This is a genomic window from Curtobacterium sp. Leaf261 (assembly GCF_001422205.1).
GTDB lineage: Bacteria > Actinomycetota > Actinomycetes > Actinomycetales > Microbacteriaceae > Curtobacterium.
This window is the reverse complement of record NZ_LMMJ01000003.1, coordinates 18,081-44,668: the sequence shown is the minus strand read 5'-3', so window position 1 is coordinate 44,668 and position 26,588 is coordinate 18,081. Positions and strand designations below refer to the sequence as shown.

General features: G+C 71.5%; 23 protein-coding genes. 9 read left to right on the top strand and 14 right to left on the bottom strand.

Annotation, left to right across the window (positions count from 1 at the left end):
* Nucleotides 1-146: 146 nt before the first annotated feature.
* The 4 genes from ASF23_RS04320 to hxlB all read right to left on the bottom strand — a co-directional run bounded on the left by ASF23_RS04320 (nucleotide 147) and on the right by hxlB (nucleotide 4,379).
* A complete protein-coding gene (locus tag ASF23_RS04320; protein ID WP_055949572.1) occupies nucleotides 147-1,841 on the bottom strand; it encodes a serine/threonine-protein kinase in 1,695 nt (564 codons plus the stop codon).
* Nucleotides 1,842-1,923: 82 nt separating this feature from the next.
* Nucleotides 1,924-2,823: an SDR family oxidoreductase gene (locus ASF23_RS04315; RefSeq protein WP_055949569.1), complete on the bottom strand. Its 900-nt coding sequence runs from the start codon at nucleotides 2,821-2,823 to the stop codon at nucleotides 1,924-1,926.
* Between the two features lie 261 nt (nucleotides 2,824-3,084).
* Nucleotides 3,085-3,708, bottom strand: coding sequence for a 3-hexulose-6-phosphate synthase (gene hxlA / locus ASF23_RS04310; RefSeq protein WP_055949566.1), 624 nt, complete (start codon nucleotides 3,706-3,708; stop codon nucleotides 3,085-3,087).
* Between the two features lie 65 nt (nucleotides 3,709-3,773).
* Nucleotides 3,774-4,379: a 6-phospho-3-hexuloisomerase gene (gene hxlB, locus ASF23_RS04305; protein ID WP_082473815.1), complete on the bottom strand. Its 606-nt coding sequence runs from the start codon at nucleotides 4,377-4,379 to the stop codon at nucleotides 3,774-3,776.
* A 107-nt stretch (nucleotides 4,380-4,486) separates the two neighbouring features.
* Here hxlB and ASF23_RS04300 point away from each other — a divergent pair, with 107 nt between their 5' ends.
* Together ASF23_RS04300 and ASF23_RS04290 are read left to right on the top strand one after the other, a co-directional pair.
* Nucleotides 4,487-5,323 (top strand): helix-turn-helix transcriptional regulator, encoded by an 837-nt coding sequence (locus ASF23_RS04300; RefSeq protein WP_055949563.1) that lies wholly within the window; start codon nucleotides 4,487-4,489, stop codon nucleotides 5,321-5,323.
* 303 nt (nucleotides 5,324-5,626) lie between these two features.
* Nucleotides 5,627-5,911: an SDR family oxidoreductase gene (locus tag ASF23_RS04290; protein WP_055949557.1), complete on the top strand. Its 285-nt coding sequence runs from the start codon at nucleotides 5,627-5,629 to the stop codon at nucleotides 5,909-5,911.
* A gap of 136 nt (nucleotides 5,912-6,047) precedes the next feature.
* Here the strand turns inward: ASF23_RS04290 and ASF23_RS04285 are convergent, their stop codons facing one another.
* The 4 genes from ASF23_RS04285 to ASF23_RS04270 all read right to left on the bottom strand — a co-directional run bounded on the left by ASF23_RS04285 (nucleotide 6,048) and on the right by ASF23_RS04270 (nucleotide 11,375).
* Entirely contained in the window at nucleotides 6,048-7,046 is a 999-nt protein-coding gene (locus ASF23_RS04285) for a carbohydrate ABC transporter permease (RefSeq protein ID WP_082473814.1), read from the bottom strand.
* Nucleotides 7,046-7,918 (bottom strand): carbohydrate ABC transporter permease, encoded by an 873-nt coding sequence (locus ASF23_RS04280; RefSeq protein ID WP_055949636.1) that lies wholly within the window; start codon nucleotides 7,916-7,918, stop codon nucleotides 7,046-7,048. Before ASF23_RS04280 ends, ASF23_RS04285 begins: the two co-directional genes overlap by 1 nt.
* 187 nt (nucleotides 7,919-8,105) lie before the next feature.
* Nucleotides 8,106-9,482, bottom strand: a complete 1,377-nt coding sequence (locus ASF23_RS04275) for an extracellular solute-binding protein (protein WP_235510779.1) — start codon at nucleotides 9,480-9,482, stop codon at nucleotides 8,106-8,108.
* A gap of 69 nt (nucleotides 9,483-9,551) precedes the next feature.
* Nucleotides 9,552-11,375, bottom strand: a complete 1,824-nt coding sequence (locus tag ASF23_RS04270; RefSeq protein WP_082473813.1) for a glycoside hydrolase family 13 protein — start codon at nucleotides 11,373-11,375, stop codon at nucleotides 9,552-9,554.
* Between the two features lie 169 nt (nucleotides 11,376-11,544).
* Between ASF23_RS04270 and ASF23_RS04265 the strand changes: the two genes are divergently transcribed.
* Nucleotides 11,545-12,576: a LacI family DNA-binding transcriptional regulator gene (locus ASF23_RS04265; protein WP_055949553.1), complete on the top strand. Its 1,032-nt coding sequence runs from the start codon at nucleotides 11,545-11,547 to the stop codon at nucleotides 12,574-12,576.
* A 106-nt stretch (nucleotides 12,577-12,682) separates the two neighbouring features.
* Here the strand turns inward: ASF23_RS04265 and ASF23_RS04260 are convergent, their stop codons facing one another.
* Together ASF23_RS04260 and ASF23_RS04255 are read right to left on the bottom strand one after the other, a co-directional pair.
* Nucleotides 12,683-14,023, bottom strand: a complete 1,341-nt coding sequence (locus ASF23_RS04260; protein ID WP_055949550.1) for an alpha-amylase family glycosyl hydrolase — start codon at nucleotides 14,021-14,023, stop codon at nucleotides 12,683-12,685.
* Nucleotides 14,016-14,873, bottom strand: a complete 858-nt coding sequence (locus tag ASF23_RS04255) for a phosphatase PAP2 family protein (RefSeq protein WP_082473812.1) — start codon at nucleotides 14,871-14,873, stop codon at nucleotides 14,016-14,018. The genes ASF23_RS04260 and ASF23_RS04255 overlap by 8 nt, the downstream gene beginning before the upstream one ends.
* Nucleotides 14,874-15,129: 256 nt before the next feature.
* On the opposite strand from ASF23_RS04255, the gene ASF23_RS04250 reads away from it, so the two are divergent.
* Nucleotides 15,130-16,392: a beta-1,3-glucanase family protein gene (locus ASF23_RS04250; RefSeq protein ID WP_055949547.1), complete on the top strand. Its 1,263-nt coding sequence runs from the start codon at nucleotides 15,130-15,132 to the stop codon at nucleotides 16,390-16,392.
* Entirely contained in the window at nucleotides 16,389-18,425 is a 2,037-nt protein-coding gene (locus ASF23_RS04245) for an adenylyl cyclase (protein WP_235510778.1), read from the top strand. The genes ASF23_RS04250 and ASF23_RS04245 overlap by 4 nt, the downstream gene beginning before the upstream one ends.
* A gap of 185 nt (nucleotides 18,426-18,610) precedes the next feature.
* Here the strand turns inward: ASF23_RS04245 and ASF23_RS04240 are convergent, their stop codons facing one another.
* Nucleotides 18,611-20,419, bottom strand: coding sequence for a bifunctional 3'-5' exonuclease/DNA polymerase (locus ASF23_RS04240; RefSeq protein WP_235510777.1), 1,809 nt, complete (start codon nucleotides 20,417-20,419; stop codon nucleotides 18,611-18,613).
* A gap of 87 nt (nucleotides 20,420-20,506) precedes the next feature.
* Here ASF23_RS04240 and ASF23_RS04235 point away from each other — a divergent pair, with 87 nt between their 5' ends.
* Together ASF23_RS04235 and ASF23_RS04230 are read left to right on the top strand one after the other, a co-directional pair.
* On the top strand, nucleotides 20,507-21,070 hold the full coding sequence (locus tag ASF23_RS04235; RefSeq protein WP_055949543.1) for a TetR/AcrR family transcriptional regulator: 564 nt from the start codon (nucleotides 20,507-20,509) through the stop codon (nucleotides 21,068-21,070).
* A gap of 229 nt (nucleotides 21,071-21,299) precedes the next feature.
* Nucleotides 21,300-22,331, top strand: a complete 1,032-nt coding sequence (locus ASF23_RS04230) for a medium chain dehydrogenase/reductase family protein (protein WP_055949540.1) — start codon at nucleotides 21,300-21,302, stop codon at nucleotides 22,329-22,331.
* 125 nt (nucleotides 22,332-22,456) lie between these two features.
* Here the strand turns inward: ASF23_RS04230 and ASF23_RS04225 are convergent, their stop codons facing one another.
* Nucleotides 22,457-23,008 carry a TetR/AcrR family transcriptional regulator gene (locus ASF23_RS04225; RefSeq protein WP_055949536.1) on the bottom strand — a complete coding sequence of 184 codons (552 nt, stop codon included), beginning with the start codon at nucleotides 23,006-23,008 and terminating at the stop codon, nucleotides 22,457-22,459.
* 91 nt (nucleotides 23,009-23,099) lie between these two features.
* Here ASF23_RS04225 and ASF23_RS04220 point away from each other — a divergent pair, with 91 nt between their 5' ends.
* A complete protein-coding gene (locus ASF23_RS04220) occupies nucleotides 23,100-24,026 on the top strand; it encodes an aldo/keto reductase (protein WP_055949533.1) in 927 nt (308 codons plus the stop codon).
* An 18-nt stretch (nucleotides 24,027-24,044) separates the two neighbouring features.
* A complete protein-coding gene (locus ASF23_RS04215) occupies nucleotides 24,045-25,181 on the top strand; it encodes a Gfo/Idh/MocA family protein (RefSeq protein ID WP_235510776.1) in 1,137 nt (378 codons plus the stop codon).
* 296 nt (nucleotides 25,182-25,477) lie between these two features.
* On the opposite strand, the gene ASF23_RS04210 is transcribed toward ASF23_RS04215, so the two are convergent.
* Both ASF23_RS04210 and ASF23_RS04205 read right to left on the bottom strand, forming a co-directional pair.
* Complete coding sequence (locus tag ASF23_RS04210; RefSeq protein WP_055949530.1) at nucleotides 25,478-25,678, bottom strand: hypothetical protein; 201 nt, start codon at nucleotides 25,676-25,678, stop codon at nucleotides 25,478-25,480.
* A 46-nt stretch (nucleotides 25,679-25,724) separates the two neighbouring features.
* Nucleotides 25,725-26,543, bottom strand: coding sequence for a nucleotidyltransferase domain-containing protein (locus ASF23_RS04205; RefSeq protein WP_156364177.1), 819 nt, complete (start codon nucleotides 26,541-26,543; stop codon nucleotides 25,725-25,727).
* Nucleotides 26,544-26,588: the final 45 nt, after the last annotated feature.

Genomic DNA, 26,588 nt, shown 5'->3' with positions numbered 1-26,588 from the left:
CCGTCGGCCGAGACGTCGGTCGAGACGTCGGTCAGGCCGTCGGTCGAGACGTCGGTCAGGCCGTCGGTCGAGACGTACCGAAGTGTCGTGTGGCATGCCCCTCGCTCGACAGATGGGCACATCTCACTCGCCGATGACGGCGTCGCCTACTTGCCGTGGCCGGGCGCGTTGCCCGAGTTGCCGGGGCCGTTGACCGGGTTGCCCGGGGCCTTACCCGAATTGTCCGAGTTGCCCGGGGCGTTGCCCGAGTTGCCGGGGCCGTTGTCGCCCCCCGCGGTGTCGCTGGCCGGTGTCTCGACGGGCAGGGAGTCCGGCGCGCTCGGCTCGGGGCCCGTCGACGGGGCGACGTCGCTCGGCACGGGGTCCGGGTCGGGCTCGGTCGTCTGCTCGGGTTGTGCCGGCTCGGAGGGCTCTTCGCTCGGGGAGTCCTGCGACGGGACCGGGGTCGATTCGTCCGGCGGCGTGCTCGACGTCGTGGTGTCCGTCGGTGCGGGGACCGTGTCGTCCCGGCCCGCGACGGCGAGCCCGATGACGACGGCCGCGATCGCCAGCACGAGGACGACGACGCCGATGAGGATCCACGTCCGGCGGCGGCCGGCTGTGTCGGGATCGGCAGGTCGACGTCCTCCCGCTCCGACGCCCGCGCCAGCACGCCCGCCACCCCTGGCCGCGGCGCCCGTTCCGACTGCGGATCCCGCCCCGGCCATCGCCCGTGTCGTGTCCGGGGCCGTTGCGCGCCCGAGGACCGTCGTCCGGACGTCGTCCGGGCGCTGGCCGGTGGTCCCCGGCGCCTGGCTCAGCGGTGCTGTCCGCCCCTGGACCGGCCGGTCGAACGCCACGGTCGGGTCGTCTGCCGGGCCTGCCGAGCGCCCCGCCCCGGTGTCCGCCGTGCCACGACCGGCAGCGGCACCCGCGGCGGCTCCGGCTGCGGCGGCTCCGAGGGCCGCACCACCGAGGACTGCCGTCGGCGCGGGCCCGGCGGCGCCGGCCGCACCGGCGTCGCCGCCGTCGCGTCCGAGCGCTCGGAGCCGATCAGCCGCCTCGGCGGCGGTCGGTCGTTCCCGGGCGTCCATCGCGGTCATCGTGTGGAGCAGCGTCCGCCAGGCCACCGGCAGGGTCTGGTCGATCTGCGGCCCCCTCGTCAGACGAGCTGTCGCGGACTCGATCGCGGTCCCGGGGAAGGCCTGTCGTCCGGTCAGGGACTCCAGGAGCACGAGGCCGAGGGCGTACACGTCAGCCTCGCCGTCCATGTCCTGGGCCGTGACCTGCTCGGGTGCGAGGTACGCAGCAGTGCCCATCACGGTCCCGGTGCCGGTCATCCGTGCCGAATCGCGGAGCAGGGCGATCCCGAAGTCGGCGAGCTTGGCGCGGACCTCGGCGGCACCGGTCCTGCCGTCCTCGAGCAGCACGTTCGCGGGTTTGACGTCCCGGTGCACGATCCCCTGCTCGTGGACGGCTGCGAGCGCGTCGGCGACCTGTGTGCCGATCTGCGCCACGGCACGCGGAGAGAGAGCGCCGTCGCGGAGTCGGGTGCTCAGGTCCGTGCCCGGTACCAGTTCCATCACCAGGTACGACTCACCGTCGGTGTCCGCGATCGCCGCGTCGTACAGCGTGACGAGGGAGGAGTTCCGGAGGTTCGCGAGGGCCTGGATCTCCGCCTCGGCCCGTGCACGTTCACCGTTGTCGACCGGGCCCATCCGGAAGACCTTGACCGCGACCTCGCGACCGAGCTGGCTGTCCACGGCCCGGTACACCGTCGCCATCCCACCGTGTCCGAGGGTGCCGGTGACCCGGTACCGTCCGCCGATCGTCCGGTCGCCGCCCTGCGTGCCATCGCTCATGACGACACACGCTACCCATCGCGCCGGCGAGACGGCTGGTGCTCGGGCGGCGGGAGCGGGTGTTCGACCCGGACGAGGATGGTCAGGGCGTGACCATGCCGCCGTTCACGTTGAGGGTCTCGCCCGCCACGAACGAGGACTCGGACGAGGTCAGGAAGACGTAGGCCGGCGCGAGCTCGGCGGGCTGCGCGGCGCGACCCATCGGCGACTCGCTCGAGCCGAACTCGGGCAGCGACTCCGGGTCGACCCCGCCGCTCGGCTGCAGCGCGGTCCACGTCGGCCCGGGAGCGACGACGTTCACACGGATGCCCCGCTCGATGAGCTGCTGCGACAGTCCCTTCGAGAGGTTGTTGATCGCACCCTTCGTGGACGCGTAGTCGAGGCGATCAGGCGCTGGCACGTACGCTTCGAGCGACGCGGTGTTCACGATCGTCGCTCCCGCCGGCAGGTGCGGCACGGCGGCCTTGATGATGTGGAACGCCGCGAACACGTTCGTGCGGAACGTCGCCTCGAACTGCTCGTCGTCGAGGTCTTCGAGGTGTTCCTGCCAGACCTGCTTGCCGGCGACGTTCACGACGGCGTCGAGTCCGCCGAGGCCCTCGACCGCCTTCGCCACGAGGTCGCGGCAGTACCCGGCGTCGGTCAGGTCACCAGGGATCGGCACCGCGGTGCGTCCGGCCTCCTCGACCAGGGCGATGATCCGGTCCGCGTCGCTCTGCTCCTCGGGCAGGTAGGACAGCGCGACGTCGGCACCCTCCCGAGCGAACGCGATCGCCACGGCGGCGCCGATGCCGGAGTCCGCGCCGGTGATCAGCGCCTTCCGGCCCGCGAGCCGCTCGGTGCCGCGATAGGAGTCCGCGCCGAGATCGGGCTTCGGGGTCATCTCCGACTCGAGCCCTGGCTCCGGCTGCTGCTGCACCGGCGGGCTGATGACGGGGTAGCGGGGGCGTGGGTCGCCGAACGTGTACTGGTCCTTGGGCATGTATCCATCGATACGCCTCGCGGGGTGGCAGGCCCTGGGAGCGTCCGAGATGCGCGCGACGTCTGGCCGGACGGCTGCCCGAGCTGCGCGCTGCCGGAGCACTCGGACACGGCTCCGCGGTCTGACGGAACGGATGCTCCGGAGAACGGGGACGCCCCGTGGCCTGACGGAGAGGGGGGACTTCGTCAGGCCACGGGGCGTCGGTCCGTGTCGGTGAGTGGACGCACCCTCCGACGGCTGCCGCCAAAGCAGCGGGGGTCGCTACTTGATCGCGGCGCGGAGCTCGGCGGCAGCGGCCGCCGGGTCGTCGGCCGAGTAGATCGCACCGCCGGCGACGGCGACGGTCGCGCCGGCATCCTGCACGGAGACGATCGTCGCAGCGGACACGCCGCCGGCGACCGAGAACGGCACGCCCGATGCGCGACCGTCGTCGAGGAGGGTGTCGAACGTGAAGCCGTCCTCGGCCTGCTCGTCGAGACCGGCATGCATCTCGACGAACGTCACGCCGAGCGCGACGACCTCCTTGGCTCGAGCGGCCTTGTCGGACACGCCGATGAGGTCTGCGACGACACCCTTGCCGTGCTTCTTCGCGGCTGCGACCGCTCCCGCGATCGTGCTGTCACCCGCGACGCCGAGCACCGTGACGAGGTCCGCACCCGCCGAGAAGGCGATGTCGGCCTCGAGCTCGCCCGCGTCCATCGTCTTGAGGTCGGCGAACACGGTCTTGTCCGGGTGCGCCTCCTTGATGGCGGTGACCGCGGAGAGACCAGCGGCCTTGATCAGGGGCGTGCCGAGCTCGATGATGTCGACGTGCGGCGCGACCTTGCCCGCGAGTGCGAGTGCGTCGTCGGTGGTGAGCACGTCCATTGCGACCTGGAGCTGCATGGGGATACCTGCCTTACTGGGATCTTGTTGGGAGGGAGTGTGGAACGGGGTCTGGATGGGGGAGATCACTCGAGGTTCGCGTGTCGAGGCCAGAGTTCGTCCGCGGACGCCCCCGACCGCTGCCACGCGGCGTGGAAGAGCGCATCGCCGATGAGCGCCACGGAGAGCTCGAAGAGTCCGCCGGCGTACTGCACGGACACGAACCCTCCCGAGTCCCGTTTGGCGGGTGCGGGGACGAGAACGACCGCATCGGCGAGTTCCCCGAGCGGAGAATCCGGAACGGTGGTCACGACCGCGACACGGGCACCGACCTCGTGTGCCGTTCGAGCAGCGCTGACGATGCCCGAGGTGGTGCCCGACCCGCTGGCGGTCAGCAGCACGTCGCCCACGGTGATCGCGGGTGTCGTCACCTCGCCCACCACGTGCACGGTCAGGCCGAGGTGCATGAGTCGCATCGCGGTCATCCGGAGCGCGAGACCGGACCGTCCTGCCCCGAGCACGAACACCCGGTCGGCGTCGCCGAGCAGAGCGGCGACGGCGTCGAGCCCGGCTGGGTCCGACCGCACGATGTCGACCGCTGCGGAGAGCTCGGCACCGATCGTCCCGAGGGCCCCGGCCGGGGTGCTGTCGTCGTTCGCTGTGGCTGCGTCGTCGCTGTTCATCGATGTCATGCTCCATCGTGTCCCCCGCGTGCACCGCTCTCCGGACGCACAGTTCGACCTACCCGAACGGGTGGGAATGGGAGGCGCGGGCAGGTCGGCGGGTATCGTCACCCCCCATGGACCACGACGATGGGCAGGCGCAATCAGAGGTCGTGGCGACCCGGGCTGCCGCGACGAGGCACGGGCAGGAACTCTCCGACCTGGTCGACCGCCAGAGCGTGACCCTCGAGTCGATCCTCGCCGTGCTCCGCTCGGCGCGTCTCGACGACCGCGCAGCCCGGACGCTGGCGACGGAGATCGCGGCGAGCGCGATGGTCGCCATCCGCACGGAGACGGACCAGCAGCGGAACCTCGTGCTGGAGCCGGTCGTCGGAGCCTTCGCGCGCCTCCAGTCCGACCTCCGTCCCCTCGTCCGGTTCGGCGACCTCGCCGTCCAGTTCGTGGAGCCGCCGGCGACCGGACGGGCGTTGCCCGGCGAGGTCGCCCATGCGGCGCGGGCGATCGTGCGGAACGCGGTCCTCGCGCTCGTCGACAGTGGCGAGTCCCGCCGGGTGCGCATCCAGTGGGACTGCGACGGGCTCAACCTGCTCATCGACATCCGCGACGACGGTGCTGGTGCGCTGACGGTGCACGACGACACGCTCCGGCCGATCACCGAGCGGGTCAGCGCGCTCGACGGCCGGTTCACGGTGTCGTCGACCGCGGGGTGGGGGTCCGAGCTCTCGGTCGCGCTGCCCCTCGACCCGCCCGCCGATCCCGGTCCCCTCGCGGAGGCCGTCTCCCTGAGCCCGCGGGAGCGCGACGTGCTGCGGCTCGTGGCGTCCGGTGCGCGCAACCGGGCCATCGCGGCGGACCTCGGCATCAGCGAGAACACCGTCAAGTTCCACGTGTCGAACCTGCTCCGGAAGGCCGGTGCCGCGACGCGGTCGGAGCTCGCGGCCCTCGGGCACTGACCGCCGCGCCGCGCCGTCCCGCTGCCCCCGCCCCGCCCCGCCCGCCCGCCCGCCCGTCCCGCCCGAGCGTCGTGTTCTGAATACGCCCGTCCAGCGGGAACACTCGGATCCGCGTGTTCTGGCAGGATCCGGGTGTTCCGAACACGCCCGCCAGATCCACCTGAAGGGCCAGTTCCTCGGCATCAAGGCCGCGATCCCCGAGCTCAGGAAGTCCATGAAGGGTGCCTCGATCGTGAACGTGTCCTCGATCGCCGGGATCAAGGGCTACGAGGGCATGCCGGCCTAAACGCGTCGAAGTTCGGCGTGCGCGGGCTGACCAAGGCCGCGGCGCTCGACCTCGGCAAGTACGGCATCCGGGTGAACTCGGCGCACCCGGGGACGATCCGGACCCCGATGACGGCGAACCTCGAGCAGGAGATGGAGGAGCCGATGGTGGCGATGCACCGGATCGGCGAACCCGAGGAGGTGTCGGGCGCCGTCCTGTTCCTGGCGAGCGACGACTCCTCGTTCTCGAGCGGGGCCGAGTTCATCGTCGACGGTGGGGAGACCGCGGGCCTGGTGTCCGAGACGCCGATCCGCCAGCGCTGACCCGACAGCGCTGATCCGACAGCGCTGATCCGCGCCGATTCCCCACGGCCGGAGAGAACCGCAGGAGATGCACGTCGAACCGTGGGATCACACGGTTCAACGCGCATCTCGCGGTTCGATCCGGCCCTGCGCCGCCCTACCCCTTCACGGCGCCACCGAGCCCCGCGGAGTTCAGGAACATCCGCTGGAACACCAGGAACAGCACCACGGGGATGAGTGTCGAGATCGCCAGGGCCGCCAGGAACACGTCGAGCTCGGTGGTCGACTGGATGCTCGGCAGTCGCACGGACAGCGGCTGCATCGCCGGGTTCGGCAGCACGAGCAGCGGCCACAGGAAGTCCTTCCACGAGTTGATCACCGCGAACACGGACACCACCCCGAGGATCGGCTTCGACATCGGCAGCACCATCGACCAGAACATCCGGAAGGGTCCGGCGCCGTCGGTCGACGCAGCCTCGAACACCTCACGGGGCAGCGCGTCGAAGAACCGCTTGACGAGCAGGATGTTGAACGCGTTCGCCCCGGCCGGCAGCCAGACCGCCCAGTACGTGTTGATGAGCGACGTGCCGATCACCGGCGGGTGCAGGATCGTCAGGTAGAGCGGCACGAGGAGCACCACCGACGGGATGAACAGCGTCGAGAGGACCATGCCCTCGAGAACCCTGGCGTACGCGGGTCGGAGGATCGAGAGCACGTAGCCGCCGGTCGTCGCGACGAGGATCTGCATCACCCACGACCCGACGGCCAGGATCAGGGTGTTCCCGAAGTACACGCTGATGTGGACGTCGTTCCACGCCGCAGACACGTTCGCCCAGTCGACCCCGTTCGGGAACAGCGCGAGCGGCGTGCGGAGCGTGTCCTGGGTCGGCGTGATCGCGGACTTCGCGAGCCACAGCATCGGTCCGAGGCCGAGCCCGACCAGCCCGATGAGCAGGAGCCCGTTCAGCGAGGACAGCGACCCCCGGACGGAGCCCCGACCACGGTCGGCGCGCGAGACGATGCCACGGCTGGTGCTGTCCAACTGACTGGAGGAACGGCGCGGCGGACGACGAGGGCTGCGGCGGACGGGTGCGACGCTGGCGCCGGCAGGGTCGTCCGACCCGAGCACGGGTGCGGAGGGAACCGTCGAGGTCATCAGACGCTCCACTTCTTCGTCAGTCGGAAGTACAGGATGCTGAGCGCCGCGAGGACGATCGCGAGCATGATGCTGAGCGCCGTCGCCGACCCGTAGTCACCACCGGTCGAGTTCGCGAACGCGTAGTCGTAGATCATCAGCAGGATCGTCGTCGTCGAGTTGTTCGGTCCGCCGCCGGTGAACAGGTACGGCTCGAGGAACACCTGCGCCGTCCCGATCACCTGCAGGATGAGCGTCACGAACAGCACTCCGCGGAGCTGCGGGAGCGTCACGTGCCAGATCTTGCGCCACACGCGGGCGCCGTCGACCTCGGCCGCGTCGTAGAGCTCCGGCGGCACCGAGAGCAGTGCCGCGAGGTAGATGATGACGGTCCCGCCGGCCGCCGCCCAGGTCGCCTCGAGCACGAGTGAGGGCATCGCTGTCCCGGCGTTCTGCAACCAGGGCTGCGGCGGGATGCCGACGAACCCGAGGATGGTGTTGAACACCCCGGTCGCGGAACCGTCGTAGAAGAACTTCCAGAGGAGCACCGCGACGACCGGCGGCACGACGACCGGCAGGTAGACGAGCGCGCTGAAGAGTCCCTTCGCCCGTCGCAGCTCGCTCATCAGCACCGCCATCACGAGCGGCAGCGGGTACCCGAACACCAGGGCGAGCACCGCGAACCACACGGTGTTGCCGATGGCCGTCGGGAGCAGCGGATCGTGCAGCACGTGCACGAAGTTCTGCCACCCGACGAACGTCGGAGCGGTCACGAGGTTCGTCTGCTGGAAGCTCATCACCGTCGCCCGGACGATGGGCCACCAGGAGAAGAGCCCGAAGACGAGGATCAGCGGCAGGGCGAAGACGAGCGTCGAGAGCCCGCCCCGACGCAACCAGGTCACGGGGGTGCGCTTCCTGCGGCGCTGCACCGTGCCTCCCGTCAGTCCGGAATCGGGACCGTTCGGTCCGGAGCCCGGCCGACGGTCCGATGGACCCTCGGGATGCGGACGGGAGGGACGGTGCGGTTCCCGCAACCCGGTTGCGTTGGTGGTCATCTCAGTTGCTCACTGTTCCGGTCGCTCACTTGCTCGCGTCGAGCTTCGCCTGGACCTGCGTCTGCGCGTTCTTCAGCAGGCTCGCGGGGTCGGCCTTCTCGTCGGTCAGCACGGCCTGGACGACCGGGTCGAGCAGGCCGTAGAGCTCCTGGGTGTTCTTGGCCGGCTCGGGGACGATCGTCTGGTCGAACTGCTGCTCGGTGTACGGCTTCATCTGGTCGACCGGGACGTTGATCCACTGCTTGGTCCACTCGAGGGTCTTCTCGTAGGTGGCCTTGTCGAACACCGGGACCTGCGGGGCGCCGACGGGCTGGTCGGACGCGGCGAGGGTCTTCGCGTCGCGCTGGGCGTCGGACTTCGTGAAGAGCTTCTTCATGTAGTAGAAGTCGATCCACTTGACGGCGGCCTGCTGCTGCGCGGACGTCGACTTCGCGCTGACGGCGGCGAGCGTGCCACCGCCGAGCGCTCCGGCGTCCTTGCCGGTGAGCGGGACGACCGTCTCGCCGTAGGACTTCGGGTCGATCTGGTTCTGCGACACGAGCGAGCCGTAGTTGCCGCCACCCGAGACGTACATGCCCACCTGGCCGGACGCGAACGCCTGGTTGATGGCGTTCCAGTCGTACAGGAAGTTCCCGCCCATCGAGTCGTCCTTCCAGCGCATGTCCTGCATGAGCGTCAGGGCCTTCTCGTACGCCGCCGTGTCGATCGTGGCCGTGGTCTTCGCGCCGCTGCCGGTCTCCGCGCGGCCGCCCATGGCGTACGCGAGGGAGGTGAGGATCCAACCGCCGGTGTTGCCCTGCGTCATTGTCGCGTAGCCGGCCTTGCCGGTCTTGTCGGCGATCTGCTTGGCGTCGGCCCGGACCTCGGCCCACGTGGTCGGCGGGGAATCGGGGTCGAGGCCGGCCTGGGTGAACAGGTCGCGGTTGTAGTGCAGGGCCTGGCCGTACGCCGCGATCGGGAGGGCCTCGACCTTGCCGTCGGCGCTCTCGCCGTTCTTGATGACGTTCGGGTTGAACTTGTCCGCGTACGGCAGCTTCGCGACGAGCCCGGAGATGTCGGCGATCTGGTTCTGCTGGATGAGCGACTTGCCGTCGGTGAACGGGATCGTGAACACGTCGGGGAGCGTCCCGCCGGCGAGTTCGGCCGCGAACGTCGTGCCGGTCCACGTGTACTCGCGGCTCGTCACGGTGATCTTCGGGTTCGCCTTCTCGAAGGCCGTCACCTGGTCCTGGAACGCGACCTTGGCGGGCTTCTCGAGACCGGCGTCGACGGCGACGACGATCGTGGTCTTGCCGTCCGAGCTCCCGGCACTCGATCCGGAGCTGCAGCCGGCGAGCATGCCGATCGTTGCGGTGGTGGCGATCGCGGCGAACGCGATCCTGGTGCGTGACTTCATCGTCATGGTCCTCATGGTCGTGGAACGGTGTGCTGGGGGATGGTGCTGCTGGGGTGTGTCGGGTGAGTCGTGTGTTCAGGCAGAGCGGACGGCGAGCCAGACGCTCGTGTCCGCGGGCAGGGTGTGATCGGGGAGCGGCCCGCTCGCCAGGAGGACCTCGGCCTCGGTGGTCGGCGGCAGCGGGACCGCGGTCGTGCCGCAGTTCGTCAGGTGCAGGAGGGTCCCGCGGCGGAAGGCGACGACCGTGTCAGGGATGTCGGCGTCAACGGGTGCGGCAGTCGCGTCGGCCCATGCGAACGTCCCGTGCCGCAGGTCGTTGCCGGCCCCGGTGTCGCCACGGCGGATCGCGAGCACGCGGCGGAAGAGTGCCAGCGCGGAGTCCGGGTCATCGTCCTCCGCCTCGACGGAGTACCGCGCCCAGTCCGCGGGCTGCGGCAGCCACGGCTCCGCGCTCGCTCCGGCGGGGCTGAACCCGGCGGACGCGCCCGCGGTGGTCCACGGCAGGGGCACGCGGCAGCCGTCCCGGCCGGGGTCGACGCCCTCGGACCGGAAGTGCATCGGGTCCTCGAGCCGGTCGAGCGGGATGTCCTCGACCTCGGGAAGGCCCAGCTCGTCGCCCTGGTAGACGTAGAGCGCACCGGGGAGTGCTGCGGCGAGCATGGCGGCAGCCCGGGCACGACGGGCACCGACGACCAGGTCGCTCGGCGTGCCGAAGCGCTTGGTGTCGAACGAGAACGCACTGTCGGCCCGGCCGAAGCGGGTCACCGGACGGGTGACGTCGTGGTTCGAGAGCACCCACGTGGCGGGTGCTCCGACGCGGTCGTGCACGGCGAGCGTCTCTTCGATCGCGGCTCGGAAGCCGATCGCACCCCACGGACGCGCCATGAAGTCGAAGTTGAACGCCATGTGGATCTCGTCCTGGCGGAGGTAGAGCGCGAACCGGTCGAGGTCCGCGAGCCAGATCTCGCCCACGAGCACGCGGTCGCCGAGGTGGTCCGCGGGATCGAGCGCTGCTGCTTCGGTGTACTCGTCCGCGACGGCACGCCATCCACGGTAGATGTCGTGCAGCTCGTCGCGGTCGAGATTCGGGTGCTGTCCGGGTGTGTACTCCCCGTCGATCTCGGGCAGCGCCGGGTCCTTCGCCACGAGTGCGGCGGAGTCGATCCGGACCCCGGCGACCCCGCGGTCGAACCAGAAGCGGAGGACCTCCTCGTGCTCGTGGCGGACGTCGGGATGACCCCAGTTGAGGTCCGGCTGTTCGGGGGTGAACAGGTGCAGGTACCACTGCCCCGGGGTGCCGTCCGGGTTCGTCGTGCGGGTCCAGGTCGTCCCGGAGAAGCTCGACGGCCAGTTCCCCGGCGGCAGGTCGCCGTCCGGGCCGAGGCCGTCGCGGAACCAGAACCGCGCCCGGGCGTCGCTCCCCGGTTCGCTCGCCAGGGCCTCCCGGAACCACGCGTGCTGGTCGGAGACGTGGTTCGGGACGACGTCGACGATGGTGCGGATGCCGAGTGCGGCCGCCTCGGCGATGAGCGACTCCGCCTCGGCGACGTCGCCGAAGTCGGGGTGGATACGGCGGTAGTCCTCGACGTCGTACCCGCCGTCGGCGAGGGGCGAGCGGTACCAGGGGGTGAACCAGATCGCGTCGATGCCGAGGCTCTGCAGGTACCCGAGTCGGGAGCGGACGCCGGCGAGGTCGCCGATCCCGTCGCCGTTGCCGTCCGCGAAGCTCCGGACGTACACCTGGTAGATCGCCGCGGTGCGCCACCAGTCCGCGCGACCGGCGGCCGGTCCTGCGGGGCCGGGCCGTGCCTCCAGGCCGACCACGTCCGCAGACTGACGGGCTGCGTCCGCCGTCGAACGGGCTGCGTCCGCCGTCTGGCGAGCAGGGGTGAGCGTCATCGTTCGGTCCTTCCGGGGCCGGGGCGTCAGTGCCTCGTCGGGAGTGTGGTTTAGCGCTATACTCGGCGCTGGAGTGACAATATGGTGCTCCGCTCCTCGATGTCAACTCCCGCTCCCAGGACGTCGACATCGGCCGCAGGACTCCCCACAGATCGAGGACGACCACCGCATGCCCGTGACCCTGAAGGACATCGCCGCCGAGGCCGGGGTCAGCCTGATGACCGTCTCAAACGTCGTCAACGGGAACCACGACAAGGTGTCCGTCGGCACGATCGAGCGCGTCCGGGCGATCGTCGACCGCCGCGGGTACGTCGCGAACGCGTCCGCGCGGAGTCTCGCCGCCAAGAGCTCGCGGCTCATCGGGCTGCTCGTCCCGTCGTCCGAACACGACGTCCTCGTGCTCAGCCCCCACAACGTCGCCGTGTTCGGGTTCCTCGAGCGACGACTCCGCGACCGCGGCTACCACCTGCTGTTCCGCGGGGTCACCGAGACCGCCGAAGTGGACGTCGCCGTGCGCTCCTGGAACCTCGACGGGGCCGTGGTCCTCGGGTTCCTGGACGAGGAGGTCGACGGGTTCGCCCCCGCGGCGGGCACACCGATCCTCGCCCTCGACAGCTACTCGGGGAACACCCGCACCACCGGGGTCCGTTCCGACGACCGCGAGGGCGGGCGCCTCGCCGCAGAACATCTGCTCGCGCTCGGGCACCGTCGGATCGCCTTCGCGAGCCCGGCGTTCTCGGACGTCGGTCTGGTCCGGCAGCGCTTCGACGGGTTCCTGCAGGCGCACCAGGACGCCGGGGTGGCGTGGCACGACTCCGACCTGCTCGTCGTCGACCCCACCTGGGAGCTCGGTGTCGAGGTCGGCCGGACCCTCGGCGCGGACCACCCGGACGTGACGGCGGCGTTCGCGACGGCGGACATCCTGGCGGTCGGTCTCATGGAGGGCATCGCACGCTCGGGCAGATCGGTCCCGGGGGACGTGTCCGTCGTCGGCTTCGACGACATCGACCTCGCGCACTACGTGACGCCCAAGCTCACGACGGTGCGGCAGGACGTCGGTACGAAGGGGTCGATCGCGGCGAGCATGCTGCTCGACGAGGTCGAGGGCGTCGGCACCCCCGGCGAGCCCGTCGTCATCCCGGTCGAACTCGTGGTGCGGGAGTCGACCGGGCCGCTCTCGGATCGGCCGAGCTCGGTCTGAACACGCCCGTCCGCCACGAACACCTGGATCCGCGTGTTCCGACTGGACCGCCGTGTTCAGAACACGCCCGCCCGCCCGCCGCCGCGCCCGCGCCCCGGCCCGCCGCTCAGCGCGCCAGCACCGCCCACCCATGGGCCGGGAGGCCCGCGGTCGCGTCGCGCAGATCCGCCCCGCCCGCGACGACCCGCGTCGCGTCGGCCACCGGCACCGACACCGCGTCGTCGCCGAGGTTGAGCGCCGTCACCACCGCGCCCGACCCGGTCGCCGTCCGCAGCACCATCGCGGTGTTCGTCAGGTGGATCACGTCGGTGTGCGCGGAGTGCAGCCACGGGAACTCCCGACGGACGCCGATGAGCGCCTGGTGCGCTCGGTACGCGGCGACACCGTCCGGCGGCAGGTCGGCGAGCTGCGGCGGCACGTCCGGGAACGCGGGGCGCACCGCGTCGTCGCCGCCGAGTCGCTCCTCCTTGACACCGAGCATCCCGTACTCGTCGCCCGCGTAGACCCCGGGGGTCCCGGCGACCGTGAACAGCACGGCGAGCGCGTGCGGGAGATGCCGTGGATCGCCGACGGCGGTGGCGATCCGGGTCGTGTCGTGGTTGCCGACGAAGGTGCTCGGCACGAACGTCGCCAGGAGCTCGTCGTGCTGCTCGATCGCGTGCGCGGTCTCGAAGAAGTTCCGGTCCGCGATCCCGTGCCAGATCCCCTGCCACAGCGCGTACTGCGTCACCGAGTCCATCGTCGACTCGCGGACGATCGACACCGCGTCGCCGTGGATGACCTCGCCGGTGATCCACGCCCCCGGGTGCCGTTCCCGCACGCGAGGGAGCACCGCCGCCCAGAACGACGCCGGCACCGCGTGCGCGACGTCGAGCCGCCACCCGTCGATCCCTCGGTCGAGCCAGTGGTCCATCACGTCGACGACGAGGTCCACCACGGCCGGCGAGGAGTGGTCGAGCGCGGGCAGTGACTTGTGCCCCTCGAAGACGTCGGCATCGATCGGGTCCCCGGGTCGCCAGTCGTCCCAGCGCACTCGGAAGAGGCCTGCCGTGGGCGCGTCCGGACCATCCGCGAGCGCGACGAACGCGGGGTGCTCACGGCTCACGTGGTTGAACACACCGTCGAGGATCACCCGGATCCCCCGCTCGTGCGCCGCGTGGAGCAGCCGGTCGAAGTCGTCGTCGTCCCCGAGCCGCGGGTCGATCCGGAAGTGGTCGATCGTGTCGTAGCCGTGCGTCGCGGAGTCGAACACGGGGCCGAGCTGCAGCCCGTTGAGCCCGAGTTCGACGACGAGGTCGAGCCACCCCTCGATCCGCCCGAGGCGGTGGGTCAGGTCGCGTTCCGACGACGAGACGGAGGGTGGCCGCACCGGCGCACCGACGAAACCGAGGGGGTAGACGTGCCACCACATGACGTGGTCGACCCAGGCGAGCGGAGCTTCAGGCATGGGTCGAGTCAACCCGACGAGCCCCGGTGACCGTCAGGAACAGCCGGTGCGCCGTGATGACGATCGACAGCCAGGCGAGCCCGAGCACCCACGCGGCGAGCACGTCGGTCAGCCAGTGGTGCCCGAGGAACACCCGGCTGAGCCCGATCGTCACGACGAAGACCGTGCCGCAGACGATCGTCGTGACCCGCGCCACGACGGTCGACTGGCGGAGGAGCAGCAGGTAGACGACGGTCCCGGCGATGACGGTCGCGTTCAGGGTGTGTCCGCTGGGGAACGACGGCGAGTGCTCGTACGGCGGCACGGCATCCGAGTGCGGCGGACGCGCCCGACCGATCAGGTCCTTGCCGGCGATCGTCATGAGGAGCGACCCGGCGGCCGCGGAGACGAGCAGGACGAGCGGGGTCCACGACCGGCGACGGACCGTCAGCACCACGAGGAACACGACCGCGACGATCGGCATCCCGATCGTCCCGCCGACGTCCGTCCACGCGGTGACCACGGTGTCGAGCACAGGCGAGCGGAGCGGCAGCATCGATGCGAGGACCGGCCGGTCGAGCACCGCGACGTCGCCGTTCTCGAGCACGGCCTCGTACACCTCGGACGCGAGCCACGTGAAGAACGCGGCCAGGACCATACCGACCGCGAGGGTGGCGATGAGCACGTTCCGCGCGCCGAACCGGGACCCGAGACGATGCGCCGTCCCGGCGACGCGTCGCCCGACGGGCGTCCGCCACTCGGTCAGGTCGAGTCCGCCGATCCGGCGGTCGAGCTCCGGTTCGTCGGGTGCGGCGTCGGCAGCGGACGGGAGGCGCGGCGTGCGCCCGGCGCGTCCGCTCGGCTCGGTCATCGGCCCAGCCAACCAGACGAGTCCGGTGCACCGGACCAGACGAGACCGGCGCACCCGATCTGAGGGCGCCGGACGGCGATTCCGCAAGGAACTTCCGGAAACCCCCTTTCGGGGGTAGAACGACAGGTGTAACGTCGCCGACGAGCCCCTCCCTGAGGCTCTGTCACCTCGCGATCGGGATCGCAGCAGCGGCCGTCGCGGGTGTGGTCGTCATGCCTCGCCGCAGTGCTGCGGCGAGTGAGCGAAGGAGCTGTGCATGCGCATCCCCACCAACCAACAGCCGACCGGATCGGCCTCCGCGCCACCACGGGCGGGACTCTCTCGTCGGTCGTTCCTCGGCGCGGCGGGCATCGGTGCCGCGGGCTTCGCGGCGGTCGGCCTCGGCGCCCTCGCCCCGACCGCGTCGCAGGCGTTCGGCCTCCGCCCGGCACCGGCCGCCCAGGCAGCGGGCGGGACCCTCCCCGTCACGATCGTCAACGCCAGCGGTTCCTACGCCACGAGCAACGTGTGGGTGCACGTCGTCGGGACCAACCTGACGACGAACGTGCAGGGCCACGTCGAGCCGAACGGCACCTTCGTCCCCGCGAGCACGGGCGACAACGGTGCCGACGGGACCGCCGCCTACGGGGTGCCGCTCAGCGAGGCGGGCACCGTGAACCTGCCTGTGGACGGCCTCTCGGGTCGGATCTACCTGTCCCTCGGTCAGCGGCTGCCGTTCCGGGTCGTCGACACCGCCGGTGGCCCGGGCATCGTGCACCCCGCGGGCTGGGTGGACAGCGACCCGTCGTTCGGCATCCTCCACGACTTCTTCGAGTTCACGTGGCAGAACGGCGCGATGTACTGCAACTCCACGCAGGTCGACATGTTCAGCGTGCCGATCTCGATCGCACTGCAGGGCCAGGGCAGCCAGACGGTCGGGGCCGTGCGGAGCGGGGGTCGCGCGAGCTTCTTCGACACGATGCGGAACACCGACGGCTTCGCGGGCCTCGTCGTCGGGGACACCCGGGTGATCGCGCCGAGCCACGGCATCGAGAGCGGCCGGTTCAGCGCGAACTACCTCGACGGGTACATCGCCGACGCGTGGAACGCCTACACCGGCCGCGACCTGACGGTGGACGCGAACGGGCAGACCTACCAGCTCCGGACCAACGGCAGCACGCTCACGGCGACCCAGGGCGGCGCCCAGAAGGCGTCGTTCCAGCTGCCGTCGACGCAGGACGTGCTGTTCTGCAACGGGAACCTCTCGGCGCCGAACGACGGCGTCAGCGGCCCGATCGCCGCGGTGCTCGGGGCGGCACTCAACCGCACGACGATGCGGGACTTCGCGACGCAGCCCACCACGGACCCGTCGACGTTCTACCGACAGCCGCAGACGAACCACTACGCGGGCGCCCTGCACGACATCCACACCGACGGCAAGTCCTACGGCTTCGCGTTCGACGACGTCGCCGGGTTCGCCAGCTACATCCAGGACGGTGCCGCCACGAGCGTCACCCTGACGATCGAGGCGCTCTCATGACCCGCGCGACGACACGGACCCACGCGACGACACGGACCCACTCGACCACACGGACCCACTCGACCACAGGACGGACCGCAGCGCGGTCCACGGGACAGCAGCCGGGCCTCCAGTCCGACACCCGACCCGCGATCGCGCGCCGGACAGCCTGGAGGCGCGCAGCAGTCGCGCTCATCGGCTCGGCCGCCGTCGTGGCCGGCTCCGTCACCGCGTTCGGCGGGATCGCTGTCGCACCGGCGAGCGCGGCGAGCGCCACCGCCCCGGACTTCGGGCCGAACGTGACGATCCTCGACCCGTCCATGTCGACGGACCAGGTCAACGCAGCACTCGCGGCGGCCTCGGGCGAGAGCGAGTTCTCGACGAACCGACACGCGATCCTGTTCAAGCCCGGCTCCTACGGCAGCGCCGCAGGTCAGGACGACCCCTCGACCGCGACCGGCATCGTCAACGCGAACGTCGGGTACTACGAGACCGTCGCGGGCCTCGGCAGCTCCCCGACCGACGTGCACATCAACGGGAGCATCCACGTCGAGCCGGTGCAGGGCAACGCCGCCGCGCCGTGGGAGGCGCAGGACCCTGGGTCGCTCGTGAACTTCTGGCGCTCGATGAGCAACGTCCAGATCAACCCCATCCAGCGACCGGTCGGCGACGACGCGAGCCGGCAGAACCCGGAGGGCGCGACCGACGCGCACCAGATGCGCTGGGCGGTGTCCCAGGCGGCCCCGCTCCGCCGTGTCGACATCCAGGGCGGCCTCACCCTGTTCGGCCGGTACGGTGCGTTCGCGAGCGGCGGGGTGCTCGCCGACTCGCGCGTGTCCGGACAGGTCGTCTCGGGGTCGCAGCAGCAGTGGTTCACGCAGGACTCCTCGCTCGGCTCGTGGAACGGCGCCGTCTGGAACCAGGCGTTCACCGGTACGACCGGCGCCCCGGCGTCGTCGTGGCCGTCGTCCCAGGACCAGGCGTCGACCGTGCTGCCGTTCACGAACGTCGCGCAGACCCCGATCACCCGGGACGCGCCGTTCCTGACGGTCGGGAGCGACGGCGTGTACTCGGTGTTCGCCCCGGCGGCCCGCACGAACAGCTCCGGGGTGAGCTGGACCGGGGACCAGGCGGGACGTTCGATCCCGATCACGGACTTCTTCATCGCGCACCCGGGCGACTCCGCGGCGACGATCAACGCGGCGCTCGACAGCGGCAAGGACCTACTCCTGACACCCGGCGTGTACGGCGTCGACCAGGCGCTGCACGTGTCGCACGACGGCACCGTGGTGCTCGGCATGGGTATGGCGACCCTCGTCCCCACGGCCGGGAACGCCGCCGTCACGACCGGTGACACCACGGGCGTGCAGCTCTCCGGCATCACGGTCGACGCCGGGGCGCAGCGCTCCGCCATCCTCGTGCAGGTGGGCTCGTCCGGTGCGACCCGTGCCGACGCGAGCGACCCGACGACCCTGACCGACGTGTTCGTCCGCGTCGGCGGACCGCACGCGGGCAGCACAGGTACCGCGATCGAGGTGGACAGCCCGCACACGCTCCTCGACGACATCTGGTCGTGGCGCGCGGACCACGGCACCGGGGTCGGCTGGACGCAGAACACCGCGGACACCGGGCTCGTCGTGAACGGGTCGGACGTCACGGCGCTCGGGCTGTTCGTCGAGCACTTCCAGAAGGACCAGGTGATCTGGAACGGGAACGGTGGGCGGACGATCTTCTTCCAGTCCGAGATGCCCTACGACCCGCCGTCGCAGAGCGCCTGGATGGACGGATCGACGAACGGGTACGCGAGCTACGTCGTGTCGCCGGGCGTGACGAGCCACGACGCGACCGCGCTCGGGGTGTACTCGTTCTTCCGGGACTCCCCGGTGTCCTCGGAGAACGCCATCACGGTGCCGAACACCTCCGGCGTGACGCTCACCCACATGGTCACGCGCTACCTCAACGGCGGTGGCGGGATCACCCACGTGGTGAACGGCCAGGGCGGCACGGCGAACGGGTCCGTCGCGACGCAGTACCTGGCGGCGTACTCGGGGTAGGGGCGGGACGGGGCGGGCGCGATGCGGCAGCGGCGCGCGCACTCGCCGTCCGATCGTGAACACCGTCTCCGCTCACGAACACCGCCGTCCGCTCGTGAACACCGCGATCCGGCGGACACACCCTGATCTGGGTGTGTCCGCCGGATCTGCGTGTTCACGAGCCGGGCACCGCCGCCCGGCCCGCCCTACTTCGCCGACCCGTAGTCGTCGACGACCGCGACGCTCAGCGGGAAGTCGACCGGGAACGACCCGAACAGCAGGCGCCCGGCGTCGGCCGCGGCCGCCTCGACCTGCGACACCACCCACGCCGCATCGGCCGACGGCGTGTGCACCATGATCTCGTCGTGCAGGAAGAACACCAGGTGCGGTCCGTCCTGCACGGGCCCCGGCCACCGCGCCGCGAGCCGGGTCCTGAGCCCCGCCATCCACGACAGCGCCCACTCTGCGGCACTCGCCTGCACCACGAAGTTCCGGGTGAACCGCCCCCAGCTCCGGCCCCGGGAGCGTGCCGCCCGCTCGAGCGCCGGTGACCCGTCCGCCGAGTACGCGAGGGCCTGGGCGTCGAGCCAGTCCCGCCCCGGCGACGGCGAGGTCCGTCCGAGCCGCGAGCGGACGAGCTCCCCGCGCTCCCCCGCCCGTGCCGCGGACTCCACGAGCGCGAGGGCCCGGGGGTACTGCCGCGCCAGCCGTGGGACGAGTCGCCCGCCCTCACCCTGCGTCGCCCCGTACATCGCGCCGAGCATCGCGCCCTTCGCCTGCTGTCTGGTCTCGACGGCGCCGGAGGACACGATCCCGTCGTAGAGGTCCCGCCCCCGCCCGGCCTCCGCCATCTGCAGGTCTTCGGACAGAGCCGCGAGCACACGGGGTTCGAGCTGCGCGGCGTCCGCGACGACGAGCTTCCACCCGGGGTCGGCGATCACCGCGGACCGGATCTGCTTCGGCAACTGCAGCGCACCGCCGCCACTCGTCGCCCAGCGTCCCGAGACGACCCCGCCGACGACGTAGTCCGGATGCAAGCGGCCGCCGTCGATCCACTCGTCGAGCCACGTCCAGCCGTTCGCCGTGAGGAGTCGGTAGAGCCGCTTGTACTCCAGGAGCGGCTCGATCGCGGGGTGCTCGAGCTTCGCGAGCTCCCACTTGCGCGTCGACTCGACGACGAGGCCGGCGCGGCGGAGCGACCGCAGTACGTCCGAGGGCGAGTCCGGGTTGAGCTGCGGATCGTCGAGCGCCGTGCGCAGGACGTCGGCGAGCGCATCGAGGCGCCGCGGTCGGACGCCGTAGGGCACGCGGGGACCGAGGGCGTCCTCGAGGAGCGCCTCGTGCACGTCGGCCCGCCACGGGAGCCCGGCGAACCGCATCTCGGCGGCGATGAGCGCCCCCGCGGACTCGGCGGCCAGCAGGAGCCGGAGCGCGCCGGGGTCGTCGGACCCGGCGACGGCGTCGAGCTGGGAGCGGAACTCGACGAGCGCGCGGTCGTCAGTCGCGCCTCCAGTCCGTCCGTCCTGATCCGTTCCGGACGGGAGCGGGTCGTCGAAGAGCGACTCGTCGAACAGCGCGTCCGGTCGCGGCGCGACGAGCGGCTCCGCGGCCGCGTCCCACGGGCCGTCCGGCGACGTCGCGAGCGCGGACCGCGCGGCGGCGAGCGCCGTCCGGAGGATCCGGTGACCCAGGCGCAGGTCGACGCACCGTGCGACCCGCCCGCCTGCGGCGAGCACCGCCGGGTACCAGCGGTTCGTGTCGTCCCAGACCCAGCGGACGCCGGGACCCTCCAGTTCCGCGACGACGGACGGGAGGCTCGCAAGGGTCGTCCGCATCGGCGCACCGTCCGGCTCCCCCGCGTCCGTCAGCCGTCGGACGAGGACGCCGGCGCCGGTGCCGGAGCCGGAGCCGGAGCCGCCGGGGCTGCTGCTGGTGGCGCTGCTGCCGCTGCTCGCGGCGCCGCTGCCGCTGCTCGCGGCGCCGCTGCCGTCGATGCGGTCCAGGACGATGTGCACGGGGTCGATCCTCCCGCATGCCGGTCGCGGTCGACGATCCGTGGCCCGTCGTTGCGGATCTCGAAGAGTGAGTGTACAGTCACTCACATGCCGATCAGCCTCTCCACCGCCGATGCCCGACGCCACACAGCGGTCGACAGCGCGATCACGGAGTTCGCACGGACCGGGTACATCGGCACACCCGTGACACGGGTCGCATCGGCCGCCGGGATCTCGCCGGCCTACGTGTTCAAGCTGTTCCCCCGGAAGGAGGAGCTGTTCGTCGCGGCCCTCGACCGGTGCTTCGAGCGGATCATCGACGCCCTGACTGCCGGCGCTGCCTCGGCGGCACCCGATGCCGATGGCGACGCGGTGCTGTACACCATGGGCGGGGCGTACGCCGAGCTCATCGCCGACCGGTCGCTCCTCATGCTCCAGGTGCACGCGCAGTCCGCGGCCGACGTGCCGGAGATCGGCGATGCACTCCGGCGCGGACTCGCCCGGGTGACCACGTTCGCCAAGGAGCGGTCCGGCGGCAGTGACGACGCCGTGCAGCGGTTCGTCGCCTACGGCCAGCTCTGCCATCTCATCGTGACGACCGACCTCGATGCCGAACCGCACGCGGCGACCGCGTGGGCGGGCATCCTGACGGCGGGTTTCCGTCACCCCTGACCGCTCGCCGACGGCCGGCCCGCTCGCCCCACGGCCTGACCACTAGCCCGACGGCCTGACCACTCGCCCGACGGCCGGCCCGCTCGCCCGACGGCCGGCCCGCTCGCCCGACGGCCGGCCCGACCCGACCGGCGGCCGGGCCCGACCACCCCTTCATCAGCCCGGTGCGACCCGCACTGGCATCTCCCCCAGTAAGTGACCAAACACTCATGTCTTGGAAGGAACCACCATGACCGACACCACCGTCCACGAAGTCGTCCTGCGACACCTCTCCACACCCACCGAGCTGCACGTCACGGAGGGCACACGCGGCGCTCCGGCGGTCGGCCAGGCGATGATCCGCGTCGAGGCGACCGGCATCTCGTTCGCGGAGCGCTCGATGCGCCGCGGCCGTTACCCCGGACAGCCGGCGTTCCCGTTCGTGCCCGGCTACGACCTCGTCGGCACGGTCCTCGGTGTCGGGGCGGCCGCGGACGACGACCTCGTCGGGCAGCGTGTCGCCGTCGCGACGAAGACCGGAGGGTGGGCGACGCACGCCGTGGTCGATGTACACGACGTGGTCCCCGTGCCGGACGGTGTCGAGGCGGCGGACGCGGAGACGATGATCGTCAACGGCATCACCGCGTGGCAGATGCTGCACCGGAGCGCGAGGGTCCGCCGGGGCGGGACGGTCCTGGTGCACGGCGCGAGCGGCGGGGTCGGCACCGTCCTGGTGCAGCTCGCGACGCACGCGGGCATCCGGGTGATCGGCACCGCCGCACCCCGGAACCACGACGCGCTCCGGCAGCTCGGTGTCGAACCGGTCGACTACGCCACGCCGGACCTCGTCGGAGCGGTCCGCGCCCTCGCCCCGGACGGAGTCGACGCGGTGTTCGACCACGTCGGCATCGAGAGCATGCGACGCTCGTGGTCGCTCCTCGCCCGTGGCGGGGCCCTCGTGGCGTACGGGACGGCGACGGAGCTGGAGTCCGACCGGTCGGTGGCGTCGGTGTTCGCGGAGCTCATCGGCCGCATCGCACTGTGGACGGTGTTGCCGAACGGTCGCCGCGCCTCGTTCTACGACTTCTGGGGCGGCAAGCGGCTCCGCCCCGCGGCGTTCCGGAAGCGCCAGCACCAGGACCTCGCGGCCGTGCTGGGCCTCCTCGCGGAGGGGGCGATCGTGCCCGCGGTCGCTGCTCGGTTCCCGCTCGAGGAGATCTCGTCCGCGGTGGAGCTCGCCGAGTCCGGGACGATCCGCGGCAAGGTGGTGCTGGTGCCGTGAGCCGGGCGGCTCGCACCAGTCCCCGCGCATGGCGCCGAGCCCGGCGCATCGCACCACGGATCACCCCTGGTGTGATGCGCCGAATGGGGTGCCTCGCGTCAAGCCTGCCCGGCCACGCGCAGCCCTCAGCGGGGCCGCAGCCCGTCCACCACGACGTCGAGCACCCGGCCGCGCTGCCCCTCGACGCCCACCCCGGCCGTCGCCAGGAACGACCCGAGGATTATGCTCGTCGCCACGCCTGCGTCGACGTCCGCTCGGAGCGTGCCGTCCGCAGCCCCGGCGGCGAGGAACGCCCCGAGCACCCCGTGGATCCTCGCGCGGGTGTCCGTCCCGGCGATCACCCCGGACGCGACCGCCTGCTGGAACGCCTCGGCCATCCCGTGCTTCGTCGCGAAGAACGTCGCGTACCGGTCGATCCAGTGCCGGAGCGCGACGTCGGCACGGTGCTCCCGTAGCAGGGCCTCGGCGAGCGCGACCACCTCGTCGAGCTCCGAGTGGTAGACCGCCTCGACGAGGTCCTGCCGGGTCGGGAAGTTCCGGTAGAGCGTGCCGACACCGACCCCGGCCCGGCGGGCGAGCGCGTCGAACGTGACGTCCCCCTCCCCCGCCGCGAACGCATCGCGGGCGGTCTCGAGCAGCGTCGCCCGGTTGCGTGCGGCGTCAGCGCGAAGGGACAAAGTGGAGGACCCTCCGGTTCGAGGTGTACGGTGTCATCGAAACGGAGGTCCCTCCGCTTCGCAGACAAGTACACCACGACCGGAGTCATCGATGTCGACCACGACCACCACTGCGTCCCTCGCCGGCCGCACCGTCGCCCGCATCGGGTTCGGCGCGATGCAGCTCGAGCGGCACCACGACACCCCCGATGCCGGTGTCGCCGTCCTCCACCGAGCGCTCGAGCTCGGCGTCGACCACATCGACACCGCCGACTTCTACGGGAACGGTTTCGTCAACGACCTCATCCGACGGGCCGTCTCCGCGGACGCCGGTGTGATGATCGTCTCGAAGGTCGGTGCGGTGCCGGACCCCGGCGGCGAGTTCCCGCTCAGGCCGGCACAGCGCCCCGAGGAGCTCCGCGCCGCCGTGCAGGACAACCTCCGCGGACTCGGGCTCGACACCATCCCCCTCGTGAACCTCCGTCGCCTCGAGGTGGGGCCCGGACTGGCGGCACAGGGCGACCAGGTCGTGGCCGTCGACGACCAGCTCGCCGAGATGGCGGCCATGCGCGACGAGGGCCTCATCGGCGCGATCGGTCTGAGCGCCGTGACCACCGAGACGCTCCGCCACGCACTGCCCGTCGGGATCGCGTGCATCCAGAACCCCTACAACCTGCTCGACCGCCGGTTCGAGGACATGCTCGACCTCTGCGTGCGCGAGGACATCGCCTGGGTGCCGTTCTTCCCGCTCGGGTCGGCGTTCCCCGGCATGCCGAAGGTCACCGACGACCCCACGGTGATCGCCGCCGCGGAGCACACGGGCGCGACGCCGTCGCAGGTCGGCCTGGCGTGGCTCCTCGACCACACGCCGAACACCCTGCTCATCCCCGGCACCGGCAGCGTCGGCCACCTCGAGGAGAACATGTCGATCGCCGACGTGCACCTCGAGACAGCGTCGAGGATCGCGCTCGATGCCGTCGGCGCCGCCTCGACCACCGAGCCGATCCACCCGCCGACCTGGCCCCGCGACGAGCGCTGACCGGCTACCGTCGGGCACATGACCGACGACGACGTCCAGCCGAGCCCCCGGACGAGCATGAACACGGACGGACCGATCCGGTACACCGTGGTCGGCACCGGCTGGCGGTCACAGTTCTTCCTCTGCATCGCCCGGGCGCTGCCCGACACGCACGTCGTCGCCTCGGTCGTGACCCGCGACCCGGACGCCTTCGACCGCACCACGGTCGGGGAGCACGTCCCGGTGGTGTCCGGTCTCGAGCGGGCGATCGCCGCGGGACGACCGGACTTCGTGATCGTCAGCGTCCCCCGCGCGGTCGCGCCGGAGATCATCCGCGAGTCCGTCCGCCTCGGGGTGCCGGTCCTCACCGAGACACCGCCCGCCGCCGACATCGACGGGCTCCGCGCCCTCTGGCAGGACGTCGGCGAGCAGGAGCTCGTCCAGGTGGCCGAGCAGTACCCCTCCTACCCCGGCCACGCGGCGCGACGGGCGCTCGTCGAGCAGGGTGTGATCGGCACGCCGCACGACGTCCAGGTCTCGTCGACGCACGACTACCACGCTGTCGCGCTCATCCGTTCGCTGCTCGGGAGCCGTGCGCCGGGTTCCGGCCCGGTCGCCGTCACCGCACATCGGAGCGAGTTCCCGCTGGCCGACCCGCAGGACCGCGGCGGCTGGACCGGGCAGGCCGACCCGGTGCCGAGCGGGCAGCTCCGCGTGCACCTCGACCTCGGCGACGGGCGCACCGGCCTCCACGACTTCACCGACAACCAGTGGCACAACCCGCTCCGGCACCGGCGGGTCGTCGTCCGGGGCAGCCTCGGCGAGATCAGCGACGACCGTGCCGTGCACCTCGTCGACCCGCGGACCGTGGTGGACTCCGAGCTCGTCCGTCGGCAGATCGGCGTGGACCTCGACCTCGACGGGGCCGACCTCGACCACATCCAGTTCGAGGGCCGTGTCGTCTGGCGGAACCCCTGGGTCGGTGCGCGGTTCATGGACGACGAGATCGCCACCGCGACGCTCCTCCACGAGACCGGCCGGTGGGCACGGGGGCTCACGGCGGGCCCGTACCCACTCCGCGAGGGCCTCCAGGACGCCGCTGTCGCACTCGCCTTCGCCGAGTCCGCAGCGACGGGCACCACCGTGACCGTCGCGCCGGAGGCCTGGACCGCCTGACGCGCCGCGGGAGCCACCACCTGTCGGACTGGAGGCACGGTGTGGCCCCGCCCCGTCCCTCCAGTCCGGAACGTCGTCGCGTCCGCACCGCGGATGGCCACACCCTCGCCGCATCGCACCACTGTTGACCGGTGGGGTGATGCACCAAAGGCAGGGTGACGCACCAGAGGTGGGGTGATGCACMCAAGRTGGGGTGAYGCACCCAAGGTGGGGTGACGCACCCAAGGTGGGGTGACGCACCCAAGGTGGGGTGACGCACCCAAGGTGGGGTGACGCACCCAAGGTGGGGTGACGCGCTAGGACTCGGTCTCGCCGCTCGTCCCACCGCCCGGACGCACCGCCGCCGTGTCCGCGACGTCGATCCGGGTGATGCCGTCACCGCGGTCCTCGGTCGTGATCCGCGGGGCCGCGTCCGACTCCACCGCCTTCGGCGCTCGGGTCAGCTCGTCGTGCCGCCGCTCCTCGAACGTCATGTCCACGCCGTCGTCCGTCGTCATGGCCCCGACGGTACCCGTCGGCCCCAACGCACGGACCACGGACTCCTCAGAGACCGGTGGTCCGCCGGAAGAAGGCTTCCGCCGCATCGCGTGCCTTCGCGGTCGGTGCCGTCGCCGCGCCGTCGAAGCGAGCCTCGGCCAGCGCCAGCTCCTCACGGACGAAGTCCTCGAGGACCGAGGGTCGGTCACCGGTCCCGAGTTCCCGCGTCAGGGACTTCCGGGCGACGAGCTCATCAGCGGCGGCGAGCGTCCGGTCGTCCACCTGCGCCTCGTGGAGCAGCGTCGCCAGGTCCATCGGCGGGACGGCCGACCCCTCGTGGACACGCATCCAGCGGAGCGCGGCGGCAGGCCGGAGCACGTAGAAGAACCGTTTCAGCGGCGCCCCTGGAGCGGCCTGCAGGCGTTGCGCCCGTGCGACGTGCAGGTAGTGCCGACCGATCTTCGCCGGGTCGGCGACGGCGTCCGCGAGTGCGAGGAGCTCGTCCCGGAACGCCGGGTCGCCGCGGTACACGATCGGCGATCGGAGCCACTCCACGACCGTCGCGTTGCCACCGACGAGCAGGCGCAGGGTCTTCGCGAGGTCCCACCCGTTGACGTCGAACACGGCGTCGAGCGGCGTCTCGATCACGTCACGCGGCGGCCAGAGCGCCGCGTAGTCCGACGGTCGTCGCAGGAAGAAGAAGCGGCAGTCGTAGTCACTGTCCGGCGAGGGGAACCCCCACGCGCGGCTCCCGCTCTCGATCGCCCACGGGATGACGACGTCGTGGTCGCGCTCGACACCGTCGAGCCGCTGGTCGATGGCCGACACGACGTCGGAGTCCAGTGCGTCGGGGACGGATCGCAACGAGGACACTCGGGAGGCCATGCTCGAGCGTACCGCCGCGCCACCCAGGTCGGGGCTCCTACGCTG

Bases quoted from the DNA above. Each gene is read 5' to 3' on its own strand.
- ASF23_RS04320 (WP_055949572.1), bottom strand. From the start codon at position 1,841: ATGAGCGATGGCACGCAGGGCGGCGACCGGACGATCGGCGGACGGTAC.
- ASF23_RS04315 (WP_055949569.1), bottom strand. From the start codon at position 2,823: ATGCCCAAGGACCAGTACACGTTCGGCGACCCACGCCCCCGCTACCCC.
- hxlA (WP_055949566.1), bottom strand. From the start codon at position 3,708: ATGCAGCTCCAGGTCGCAATGGACGTGCTCACCACCGACGACGCACTC.
- hxlB (WP_082473815.1), bottom strand. From the start codon at position 4,379: ATGACATCGATGAACAGCGACGACGCAGCCACAGCGAACGACGACAGC.
- ASF23_RS04300 (WP_055949563.1), top strand. From the start codon at position 4,487: ATGGACCACGACGATGGGCAGGCGCAATCAGAGGTCGTGGCGACCCGG.
- ASF23_RS04285 (WP_082473814.1), bottom strand. From the start codon at position 7,046: ATGACCTCGACGGTTCCCTCCGCACCCGTGCTCGGGTCGGACGACCCT.
- ASF23_RS04275 (WP_235510779.1), bottom strand. From the start codon at position 9,482: ATGACGATGAAGTCACGCACCAGGATCGCGTTCGCCGCGATCGCCACC.
- ASF23_RS04270 (WP_082473813.1), bottom strand. From the start codon at position 11,375: ATGACGCTCACCCCTGCTCGCCAGACGGCGGACGCAGCCCGTTCGACG.
- ASF23_RS04265 (WP_055949553.1), top strand. From the start codon at position 11,545: ATGCCCGTGACCCTGAAGGACATCGCCGCCGAGGCCGGGGTCAGCCTG.
- ASF23_RS04260 (WP_055949550.1), bottom strand. From the start codon at position 14,023: ATGCCTGAAGCTCCGCTCGCCTGGGTCGACCACGTCATGTGGTGGCAC.
- ASF23_RS04255 (WP_082473812.1), bottom strand. From the start codon at position 14,873: ATGACCGAGCCGAGCGGACGCGCCGGGCGCACGCCGCGCCTCCCGTCC.
- ASF23_RS04250 (WP_055949547.1), top strand. From the start codon at position 15,130: ATGCGCATCCCCACCAACCAACAGCCGACCGGATCGGCCTCCGCGCCA.
- ASF23_RS04245 (WP_235510778.1), top strand. From the start codon at position 16,389: ATGACCCGCGCGACGACACGGACCCACGCGACGACACGGACCCACTCG.
- ASF23_RS04235 (WP_055949543.1), top strand. From the start codon at position 20,507: ATGCCGATCAGCCTCTCCACCGCCGATGCCCGACGCCACACAGCGGTC.
- ASF23_RS04230 (WP_055949540.1), top strand. From the start codon at position 21,300: ATGACCGACACCACCGTCCACGAAGTCGTCCTGCGACACCTCTCCACA.
- ASF23_RS04220 (WP_055949533.1), top strand. From the start codon at position 23,100: ATGTCGACCACGACCACCACTGCGTCCCTCGCCGGCCGCACCGTCGCC.
- ASF23_RS04215 (WP_235510776.1), top strand. From the start codon at position 24,045: ATGACCGACGACGACGTCCAGCCGAGCCCCCGGACGAGCATGAACACG.
- ASF23_RS04210 (WP_055949530.1), bottom strand. From the start codon at position 25,678: ATGACGACGGACGACGGCGTGGACATGACGTTCGAGGAGCGGCGGCAC.
- ASF23_RS04205 (WP_156364177.1), bottom strand. From the start codon at position 26,543: ATGGCCTCCCGAGTGTCCTCGTTGCGATCCGTCCCCGACGCACTGGAC.